This window comes from Acidiplasma cupricumulans, assembly GCF_001402935.1.
Taxonomy (GTDB): domain Archaea; phylum Thermoplasmatota; class Thermoplasmata; order Thermoplasmatales; family Thermoplasmataceae; genus Acidiplasma; species Acidiplasma aeolicum.
Map to the genome: position 1 here is coordinate 1 of NZ_LKBH01000297.1, position 10,986 is coordinate 10,986.

Annotated in this window: 9 protein-coding genes and 1 rRNA gene; 5 read left to right on the top strand and 5 right to left on the bottom strand. The window is 37.6% G+C overall.

Features of this window, described 5'->3' with window-relative positions; all coding sequences use genetic code 11:
* Positions 1–296 precede the first annotated feature (296 nt).
* Positions 297–3,204, top strand: a 23S ribosomal RNA gene (locus AOG55_RS09215).
* A gap of 71 nt (positions 3,205–3,275) precedes the next feature.
* On the opposite strand, the gene AOG55_RS08210 is transcribed toward AOG55_RS09215, so the two are convergent.
* Entirely contained in the window at positions 3,276–4,178 is a 903-nt protein-coding gene (locus AOG55_RS08210) for a ribokinase (RefSeq protein WP_048102080.1), read from the bottom strand.
* Between the two features lie 106 nt (positions 4,179–4,284).
* Between AOG55_RS08210 and AOG55_RS08215 the strand changes: the two genes are divergently transcribed.
* The 4 genes from AOG55_RS08215 to AOG55_RS08230 are packed head-to-tail and all read left to right on the top strand — an operon-like array spanning position 4,285 to position 7,937.
* On the top strand, positions 4,285–4,710 hold the full coding sequence (locus AOG55_RS08215; RefSeq protein ID WP_048102081.1) for an HIT family protein: 426 nt from the start codon (positions 4,285–4,287) through the stop codon (positions 4,708–4,710).
* Positions 4,707–5,288, top strand: a complete 582-nt coding sequence (locus AOG55_RS08220; protein ID WP_048102082.1) for an orotate phosphoribosyltransferase-like protein — start codon at positions 4,707–4,709, stop codon at positions 5,286–5,288. Before AOG55_RS08215 ends, AOG55_RS08220 begins: the two co-directional genes overlap by 4 nt.
* A gap of 2 nt (positions 5,289–5,290) precedes the next feature.
* Positions 5,291–6,796 carry a lysine--tRNA ligase gene (gene lysS / locus AOG55_RS08225; RefSeq protein ID WP_052656827.1) on the top strand — a complete coding sequence of 502 codons (1,506 nt, stop codon included), beginning with the start codon at positions 5,291–5,293 and terminating at the stop codon, positions 6,794–6,796.
* Between the two features lie 52 nt (positions 6,797–6,848).
* On the top strand, positions 6,849–7,937 hold the full coding sequence (locus AOG55_RS08230; RefSeq protein ID WP_048102189.1) for a Cdc6/Cdc18 family protein: 1,089 nt from the start codon (positions 6,849–6,851) through the stop codon (positions 7,935–7,937).
* Here AOG55_RS08230 and AOG55_RS08235 read toward each other — a convergent pair.
* The 4 genes from AOG55_RS08235 to AOG55_RS08250 form a co-directional block, all read right to left on the bottom strand.
* A complete protein-coding gene (locus AOG55_RS08235) occupies positions 7,920–9,818 on the bottom strand; it encodes a type B DNA-directed DNA polymerase (RefSeq protein WP_052656830.1) in 1,899 nt (632 codons plus the stop codon). The genes AOG55_RS08230 and AOG55_RS08235 overlap by 18 nt on opposite strands.
* Complete coding sequence (locus AOG55_RS08240; protein ID WP_048102084.1) at positions 9,787–10,023, bottom strand: hypothetical protein; 237 nt, start codon at positions 10,021–10,023, stop codon at positions 9,787–9,789. The genes AOG55_RS08235 and AOG55_RS08240 overlap by 32 nt, the downstream gene beginning before the upstream one ends.
* The gene (locus tag AOG55_RS08245) at positions 10,023–10,373 is read right to left on the bottom strand and encodes a hypothetical protein (RefSeq protein WP_054964362.1); all 351 of its coding nucleotides are present in this window, start codon (positions 10,371–10,373) and stop codon (positions 10,023–10,025) included. The genes AOG55_RS08240 and AOG55_RS08245 overlap by 1 nt, the downstream gene beginning before the upstream one ends.
* Positions 10,374–10,435: 62 nt before the next feature.
* On the bottom strand, positions 10,436–10,891 hold the full coding sequence (locus tag AOG55_RS08250; RefSeq protein ID WP_048102086.1) for a peptidylprolyl isomerase: 456 nt from the start codon (positions 10,889–10,891) through the stop codon (positions 10,436–10,438).
* Positions 10,892–10,986: the final 95 nt, after the last annotated feature.

Genomic DNA, 10,986 nt, shown 5'->3' on the forward strand with positions numbered 1-10,986 from the left:
TATTACATATTTGATAAACCAGTATACGCCTTGATACCATATTTAGATGATATAATAATTAATGTACCGCCGTTTAAGGTAAAGTCAGAAAAAAGTCGTTTTTAGCCCTATTGTTTTTTATATGGTTAAATAACAGCGCCCAGGCCCCATAAATTTCACCTACTTTTTTATCAAAATATTTATATCGTTGAAAGTAATACAATGTATACCAATAAAACATGCACCTATTAATGTAATATTAATAGGGAAGGGCGAGGTTATTTTATAACCAATGATACCGGATAATACAAGCAAGATAGATTGTGTATCAAAACTGCTTGGGGGATGGTTTGGTTTGAGTACCGATGAAGGACGTGCCAAGCTGCGATAAGCCTTGGGGAGGCGCATGGAGCCATAGATCCAAGGATCTCCGAATGGGACTTCCTGTATTTTCACTCCGAAAGGAGAGGGAACCCCGGGAATTGAAACATCTTAGTACCGGGAGGAAAAGAAATCAATCGAGATACCGTGAGTAAAGGCGATCGAAAGCGGTAAAGGGCAAACCGAATCTTCTCTGAAAAGAGAAAGAGATGTGGAGTATGGACCTTTCCCAATGCCTACTCTAAGAATTTTAAAAAGCTGGAAAGCTTTGCCATAGAGGGTGATAGCCCCGTGAAAGTAATTAGAGAAGCTATGAGGAAAGGTATCCTGAGTACCATGCGTCGTTATTCGCGTGGGAATGCGGGTGGCATAAACATCCAACCCTAAATATAACTCAAGTCCGATAGCAAAGAAGTACCGTGAGGGAAAACTGAAAAGCAACCCGGAAGGGCTGTGAAAAGAGCCTGAAACCAAGCAGTGAAAACTTTATAGGGCATAAAAGGAATGATCTCGAAAGAGTGACCAGTGTTCTATAGTCCGTGTTGAAGAACGGGCCAGGGAGTTGCGATGGCTGGCAAGGTTAATTCTAAAAGAAGAAACCGTAGCGAAAGCGATTACTCGCACCGTAAGGGAGGAGTAGCGTAACAAATGCGTTTAGTCAGCTGTGGCAGACCCGAAGCCGCTCGATCTATACCTGAGCAGGTTGAAGCTTAGCGAAAGCTAGGTGGAGGACCGAACCAGTTCTGATGTGCAAATCGTTTGGATGACTTGGGTATAGGGGTTAAAGGCTAATCTAGAGTGGCAATAGCGGGTTCCCCCCAATACTACCCGCAGGTAGACCTCAGCGGAGATATCTTGTGAGGTAGAGCGACCGATTGGGTGGTTAGCAACCGAAAGGTTGCGCCACCTTGTCAAACTCCGAACTTGCAAGAATCGTAGATGCTGGGTGCTAGTGCATAGGGATAAGCTTTATGCACGTGACGGAAACAACCGAGACTAATGTTAAGGTCTCTAAAATTGACTAAGTGCGATTTAAAGAGGTTTATGACCCAAGACAGTGGGGAGGTTAGCTTAGAAGCAGCTATCCTTTAAAGAGTGCGTAACAGCTCACTCACCGAGGTTATATGCCTCCAAGATGGACGAGGCTAAAGTCAATTACCGATACATTAGACCACCGAAAGGTGATGTGGTAGGGGGGCGTGCTGTATGGATAGAAGTATCTTCGAGAGGAGGTATGGACCGTACAGTATCGTGGATCCTGGTAAAAGTAGCAGAATAGAGTGGTGAAAATCCACTCCGCCGAAAGGGCAAAGGTTCCTTGGCAATGTTCGTCAGCCGAGGGTTAGCCGATCCTAAGGTCACCCCTAACAGGAAGTGATCGAAAGGGAAACTGGTTAATATTCCAGTGCCTCAGGTGTTTTGCCATATATGTTAGCTTTGGGATAGCAGAAGTGTGCCTGTCTACACATTGGCATTAATAAGCGGATGGAGAGTTGTAATGACGAGAAGTCCGTGAAAAAATGTCGGTTCCCTTATGGGAATTTCTGCAAGTCCCGGAGTCCATGAAAAACTTATATGGGTCAAGCCTGAGTTCGTACCAAGAACCGACACAGGTGCCCCTAGATGAGAAGTCTAAGGCGTTTGGGAATAATGGATGTGAGGGAACTCGGCCAAATAGTCCCGTATCTTAGGTAGAAGGGATGCCTATCCAGAAAGAGGATAGGTCGCAGTGGCAAGGGGACCCCGACTGTTTACCAAAAACACAGACCACTGCTAGTTCGTAAGGATGTGTATAGTGGTCGAAACCTGCCCAGTGTTGGTACCTGAAAGCTCCGTTCAAGGAGAAGAAGGGCCAATAAACGGCGGGGGTAACTATGACCCTCTCAAGGTAGCGTAATACCTAGCCGCTTAATTGGCGGCTCGCATGAAGGTTCAACGAGAGTCCCACTGTCCCCACATTCAGCCCCGTGAAATTAATGTACTGGTGCACAATCCAGTCTCTCCCACATGAAAGCGAAGTCCCCGTGGAGCTTTACTGCAGCCTGTAGCTGTGACGCGACTCTCAATGCGTAGGGTAGGAAGGAGTCTTAGAAGTTCCGGTTGTGGCCGGAATGGAGACGACGATGAAACACTTCCCTTTGAAAGTTGCGTCACTAACCTTAAAAAAGGGACAACTATTGGTAGGCAGTTTGGGTGGGGCGCCACGCCTCTAACAAGACAACAGAGGCCTCCAAAGATTAGCTCAGGAGGGTCAGAAATCCTCCGTAGAGTATAAAGGCAAAAGCTAGTTTGACTGTGTTCCAGCCAATAGGGAACGCAGATGCGAAAGCAGGGCTTAGCGAACCACCTTGTCCCCTCTTTATGAGGGCAGGTGATAAGAGAGAAGTTACCCCAGGGATAACTGAGTTGTCCTCGGCAAGAGTACACATCGACCCGAGGGTTTGCTACTTCGATGTCGTCTGTTCCTATCCTGGTGCTGCATAAGACACCAAGGGTGGGGCTGTTCGCCCATTAAAAGGGATCCTGAGATGGGTTCACTACGTCGCGAGACAGTAGGGTTGCTTCTCTGTGGGAGTGCACAACGTCTGAAGGGAAGGAGCCTTTAGTACGAGAGGAACGGGGGTTCGTGGCCTCTAGTTTATCGGTTGTCCGACAGGGCAGTTGCCGAGTAGCCACGCCATACGCGAATAAAAGCTGAAAGCATCTAAGCTTGAAGTCGCCCCTGAAAATAGACGTTGTTTGAGACCACTCTTAAAAGAAGAGGTTGATAGAGCCGGGATATAAGTATCAAGCTTTTGCGAGATATTAAGTCCACGGCCACTAATAGGTCGAAAACACAATCTATGCTAATTGATTATCCGGTATACCCGCCATTTATTATTGGTCTTTATTTTTTAAAATTTTAATTAATACACTTAATTTATATTTAAATTAAATTTTGTTTTAACGTCATTTAAATATGGAAATGATGGAAATGCACCGTACTCTGTCACAGATAGTGCTGCCGCCATATTTGCTATTTCAATACTTTTATTTACATCAGATGTTTTTGTTAACATTGCAGCAAATGCACCGTTGAAGCAGTCTCCAGCACCTGTTGTATCCCTTGCATTAACGGTGCTCGGCTTAAAATATCTTATTTCATTTCCATTATTTAACAATGAACCATATGACCCGAGCTTTATTATTATGTTTGTTTGATATTTCTTGTATAATATTTCAGAGGCCTTAAATGCATCCTCCCTGGAATTTATATGCATACCTGATAGCTTTGATGCCTCAACCTCATTTGGTGTTATATAATCACTCCCTGAAAGAACAAAATCGTTTATCTCATTAATAGGGCTTGGATCTGTTATTATTAAATTATTACGACCATATGTTTTAATTACATACTCAATTGTATCCATTGGTATCTCCTGCTGAAGCATTATTATTGAATTATCTATTTTAATATCCTTTAAATCTTCCTCCCTTAAATCATTGTTTGCACCGGAAAATACAGATATCATATTTTTTCCATTTTTATCAACATTTATAAATGCCATTCCGGTTTTCTGGCCATACATTATAATTGAATTAAGATTTTCCTTACCTATAAAATCCTTAATAAGGCTGCCAAAATAGTCATTGCCTATTTTTCCAATGAGTGTTGTATTGGCACCCATGCGTGCAGATGAAATTGCCTGATTTGCACCCTTCCCACCCGGATAAACATAAAAACTGCCAGCCTTAATTGTCTCTCCTGGCTCAGGAAGGTGATCAGACAGCATCAAAATGTCAACATTTATACTACCTATAACGAATACCCTGTTCATCTTTCTAAATAATTAATATAAATAAATGCTTTATTATATACTATAATAAAACCCATTTTAGGAATAAAAAGAAAATATTTTTACTTACACTATATATACCCCATAAATGTATGATGAAACATGTGTCTTTTGCAGGGAAATCATTAGAAACGGTAAGGCTGCCTTTGTTTATGAGGATGAATATGTTCTTGCATTTATGGACAATGCACCAATTGAGGAGGGGCATGTTTTGGTAATTCCAAGGGAACATTATGAGAATATTTTTGATATAGATAAAGAGATATATATAAAAATACAATTAACTGTAAAGAAAATAGCAATAGCAATAAAAAATGCATTGAAATGTGATGGTATAAACATAGGTCAGAATAATGGCAGGGTTGCCAATCAGGTTGTAATGCATTACCATACACACATAATACCAAGGTATTACAGAAAGCGTATAAACTGGGAGAGGGAGGTAGTGGACATGGCGGATCTGGAGATAATAGCAGAGAAAATAAGATCCGCCCTAAAGGAGGTAAAAATATGAAAAGTTTAGAGGAATTATATAAAAGGGCCATAGAATTAAAGAATAAGGGCATGTCCGATAAGGAAATCTCAACAGAATTGCATTTATCGGTTAATACAATATCATGGTTGCTCAGTAAAAACATTGGAGAGACCAAGATACAGGATGTTAAAATTGGATGGCGCAGCATAGGTGTTTACGGAAGCAGAATAGGCCATATAGCCGAAATAATGGCCGATATAATAAGTGAGGAGATTAACATAGATGATTTAGACTCAGTGCTTGGTATCACAATTAATGGCATCCCATTTGCAACATTTGTTTCAGACATTCTTGGAAAGGAATTAATGGTTTACAGGCCGCATCCATCCGGCAAGGAGGGTTTATTCAGCAGCAATTTCGCCGGTGTTAAGGGCAAAAAAATTGTTGTAATAGATGATGTTATAAGCACCGGGGAAACAATGAAAAATACAATAAACGATATAAAAAATCAGGGTGGCCAGGTGCTTTTATGCGTGGTTCTTGTCTCAAAGCTAAATATTGATGAAATCTCAGGAACAAGAATAAGGTCAGTAATAAGAACTACAATGGTGGGATAAAATTGTACTGGGCAGACTCAGTTGTTAGCAATTTAACCGGAGATCAGCTGGTATCAACAGGTATTTCCCCCTCGGGCCCAATACACGTTGGAAACATGAGGGAAATAATAACCGGGGATATTTTATATAAAGCATCACTGGACAGGGGCCTGAAATCAAGGTTTATATATTTATGCGATGACCTTGATCCCCTGAGAAAGGTTTATCCATTTCTTGATTCATCCTATGCAAAGTATGTTGGGGTTCCATTAAGCTATATACCATCACCTGATGGAAATGGAAAGTATTCAGATTATTTCCTTAAACCCTTCCTTGAAACACTGCAGAAAATTAATGTTAATGTTGAGGTCATAAGCACTACAGGCCTTTATAAGACAGGAAAGCTTGCAGATGCCATAGATACTGCCATAAAAAACAGGGAAACTATAAGAAAAATAATGCATGAAATAGCAGGTTATGACCTTGATGAATCATGGTATCCATATGAGCCCAGATGTTCAAAATGTGGAAAAATAAACTCATCACACGTTATTTCCTACGAATATCCATATGTCCATTATAAATGCGAGTACTGTGGAAATGAGGGCACATCAGATATACGGACAGACGATGGCAAAATGCCATGGCGCGTTGAATGGCCTGCAAAATGGTACTCACTTGGTGTAACAATAGAGCCTTTTGGCAAGGATCATGCTGCAGCAGGCGGATCATACGATACAGGAAAGGAGATCGCCAGGCAGGTATTTCATATTAATCCACCTGTACCACTTATGTATGAACGCATACTATTAAAGGGCGTTGGGGTCATGCACTCATCCACCGGAATATCAATACCAGCCTCTGAGGTCGTAAAATTCGCTCCTCCTGAGATACTAAGATTTTTAATAGCCAAAAATGACCCCTCAAGGCACATAGATTTTGATCCCGGCCTTGGCCTCTTAAATCTCATAGACGATTATGAAAAAATAGAGAATGCCTATTTTGGTCTTGAAAAACCAAACAATGAGAATTACAAAAGGATATATGAAATGTCTAGAATTAAGATTTTAAACGCACCTGAGAAAATTAACTTCAGGCATATAGTTAACCTAATACAGATATATAAGGACGATACAAGCCTTCTTGAGGCACTCAGGCGCAGCGGTTATAATAAAGAATATATCGATCAGGCCCTGCGCGATGAAATAGAAACAGCAAAATACTGGCTGGATAAATACGCACCTGATAATATAAAATTTTCACTATCCACTAAACATATTGACCTTTCAGAAAAGGAAAAAACAATACTTTCTGAGTTTCTAAACAGTGTTTCTGGAATTGAATGGACATCTGAAAATATACACAATGTAATATACGATATTATAGGAAGAAATAAAATACCGCCCAAGGATGGCTTTTCACTGTTTTACCGTGTCTTTATAGATCGCGAGCGCGGTCCAAGGCTTGGTTATTTTCTTGCCAATCTTGACAGAAACTATGTTATATCTAGAATAAAAGACCTTTTGTGATTTTATTATAATAATTAAGAATATTTATTAATTCATTATGATTTTATGGCCAATGATAGTTATAAACCCTGATCCACTTGATTTATCATATGTGCCTGACCGAATGTTCTTCAGGGATGATCATATAAAAGCAATAACATCAGCATTAATACAGCCATCAAAAAGTAAAATATCCACAAACATGGTGATTTATGGCCCATCAGGAACTGGAAAAACATCAACAATAAAATTTATAATGAAATCCACTCCGTCATTAATCTATGAAAATGCTGCATCCTACCAGAATGTCAGGCAGCTGCTTGAGCACGTTCTGTTGAGGCTTGGTAGGCCAACAGCATATAAGGGTATGTCATATAATGATATATTTTACCTTATGAAATCATCCAGCTATGCCAGTAATGGTATTATACTCGCAATAGACGAGGCATCCGGCCTCATTAGAAATGATCGTGATGGCATATACAACCTTTTAAGATCAAAGGAAATTTATAATATAAATCTTAGCATAATTATTATATCCATGGAAAACCCAGTATTATACCTTGAGAGGCGCTATGGTACGGTTATTGAGCTCCCATTCAATAAATATACAAAACCTGAGATATTAGACATTATAAGGGATAGATCAGTTAAATCCCTAGTTCCCGGGTCATGCAGCATTGAAATACTTGATTTTATCTCTGAAATTTCATCGAAATTTGGAAGTGCAAGATATGCAATTGAGCTTCTTCAGAAGGCAGCATATATGGCAGAATACAGATCCTCAACAATAATAAGTGCGGACGACGTTCGTTTTGCGGTATCAATAATAAATCCATATATTACAGAGAGCAGGCTTTCCATGCTTGGAAAAAAGGATTTAATTGTTTTATTATCAATATGCAACCTTCTTGAGAAATCGCAGTTTACAAACATAGAAAGAATTAAAAAGGAAACTGCGGTTAACAGTGAAATATACAATATTAAGATAGGCAAATCAATAATTTACAGTATAATTAAAAAACTGGAAGAACTTGATATTATTTCATCAAGGCTGGTAAGCCATGGCAATAAATCAGGCGTTGTTAAGAATATTACAGTGACTGATGCACCTGTATCAATGCTTTCAAAAAAAATTGAGGATCTACTTTCCAGAATTTAAAAGTATAAAATCAATCGGTTTAAATGATCTTATAAGCATCCTTTTATAATAATCCCTGTCAATGTTTTCTGCATCCGGTCTTATTATACCGTGCCTTTTATCAATAATTATTCCATCAACCGACATGCCCGGGTAAATATTAATATGGCCATCAAGATATTTCATAAGGTAATATGTTCCATTTCTTACTTTGTATTCATTAATATGCCTGCTTATGGTAAATTTTATTTTAAAGTCATCAACTTTAAAACTGCTAATTTTATTTAAATAATACCTTTTAATTTTATCGATTTTTTCCCTTCTAAAACTTATTTGTTCAAAATCGCATTTAATTTCATTTAATGCATTTTCCTGAAATTTTTTTATAAACTCTGGTATATTTTTCCTTCTCATCTCTATGCCCCTTACCTTAAATGTGCCATCATATTTATAACCAATATAGCTGTTTGCCGATCCAATGCCATTATTCTTTGGCAAAAATGCTATCCATTTATAATGTGAATCTATAACTATTGGTATTCTTGTCCTCTCATAGATTTCATTGATGGTCTTTTGTATGTCCCCATCTCCATAAATCCACATAGAATCCACAACACCGTGTATAAAATTAAATCCATTTTTTTCAGCAATTCTAATGGAATTCATAATTATACTGCGCCCAATTGATGTTATTTTTTCATGAACATCTATCCTTCCAAATTTTGCATTTTTATATCCAGTGTATCCAAACGAATTTAAAAGTAGAGATTTTAAGGCCATATCCCTTTTCATATATATATCTGACCTTTCCCTTATGCCTTTATAAAACAACCTTGTTTCAAGCAATCTTCTTAGAAACATTGCCAGATGCCCCATGCCAGCTGAAGAAAGATTTTCCGGAGATAAATTATAATTTACCATTATACTAGGATACATGGAGGAAAAGTCAATTTCATAAACATTTTTATAAATTCCAGGGTCAGGTGTAAAAACAATACCACCAGAATCAGCCTCAAAAAATTCACCCGGTGTTTTTGGTTTTTCATAATCAGTCTTCCTGAACGGTATAAGGATTTTCCTTTGCAACGCCTCCTTTTCCTCTATAGATGAAACAACAGTTCCAGGAGTTACCACCGATACTGTTTCAGGCGGAAGCAGGGACAGTCTGGAAAGTTCTACTATTCCTGTTATCCCAGATTCCTGAAATATAAACGAATTTGAATCTATGCATATCTTATTATTTATTGAGATTGTTTTTGGCATGTATGAGTGCCTGCCATACGATTCAAAACTTCTGGCCCTGTGGGTCTTATATTCAATAGCGTAGCCATGCTTAAACATGTTATTTAATAATATTGAGAATTCCCCATAATAGTTGTTATAGATTATTATTAAACCATCATCTATGGCATTGTATAACTCCTCGTATATGTTTTTTTCGTATTTTTTCCCATTTATTGTAATATAGGATACATCATTATTTTTGATAAAGGCATAAATTTCAGCAGTTTTGATATCCGGATCATAATCGTATAAGGATCTTATTTTAAAAAACGATAGCCTGTTTAACGCCATAAACCTTAAAACAGGATTTATATCAGCATTGTATATTTTAATTTTATACCCAAAGGAATTCTCTATTTTTTTCGCAATATAATTAATCTGTGATGGCCTCATGAATATTTTGATTCCATCTAAATATCCATATATGTCCCGCATTTTTGTATGCTCATAAACAAGGTTTGAAAAGTCAAGGCTCCTCTCAAGCATGGACATATCATAATAATTGCCTGAAACAAAAATCCATGAATGATTTTTTATCTGTCTTTTTGTAATTTTATTTCCTGAAAGATACCAGAGATTTATGTAATCAGAACCAGTGGCGTTTACTATTATCTCCATTTTCAACCGCCTCTTTATAAATCTCAATCAAAATGGAGAAAAAAAATTGGTCTCTGTTCTCTATCTCATTTGAATGCTTTTCTGCGAATGATAGTATTTTCTTCAATACTATTATATCCTCACGCCTCATATGGCCGGACATTAACAATATATCATTCTCAAGGTATTTTATATATTCTCTTGATGACATTGTATTCCTTCCCATTATTGGATCATCTCACAGTTTAGTGTTTCAGGGCCAGCAAGGTTGATAACAATGTCATTACCATAAGCAACCATTCTTCTAATAAGATCAGAAACCACTGAAAGCTCCATTGTATCCCATGATTCCAGGGTTATGGTTGATATTACAATTAAAAAAGATCCCTCATGGCTGTTTATAAGTATATTCTCAAGCTGGTATGGTGTTAATATTCTCTGTATTTTTACATCATAATTTAAAACGGTTTTATCAAGAATAATCCCATCGGAAATAAGTATTTTTCCAATTTTATATCTGCTTAGCAGTGAGTTTATACTGCTCCTATCTGTTTTTATTATCCTTAAAAAACCCATACATTTTAATATAAATCCAGCAAAAAAATATTTTTATAACTATTAAAAAATGAGAAAATGAGTTATTTAATATACGCCTTTTTAATGATAACGTCCTGCAGTGGTCTGTCATTTCTGTCTGTTTTAACCCTGCTTATCTTATCAACAACATCCATACCCTTTACAACCCTTCCAAATACTGGATGCATTTTATCCAGATAATTGTTATTTACTGTGTTTATAAAAAACTGGCTTCCCCCTGTGTTTGGCCCCGCATTTGCCATTGCAATTGTTCCCCTATCGTTTCTATTATTTTTTGTGAATTCATCCTTTATTGTATAGCCTGGACCACCCATTCCAGTTCCTGTGGGGTCGCCACCCTGAATCATAAAATCTGCTATTACCCTGTGAAAAATGGTGTTGTTATAAAATCCCTTCTCAACAAGTTTTTTAAAATTGCCTGCTGTTATGGGCATATCATTATCAAATAGTTCTATTTCTATATCACCCATTGTTGTACTTAATATTACATTTGTCATGCTTCATAATAATGTATGGAATAATATACTTTTTTATTTAAATTACCGGATATCCATAATAGTAATAATCTATTAATAGTGATATCAAATATTAA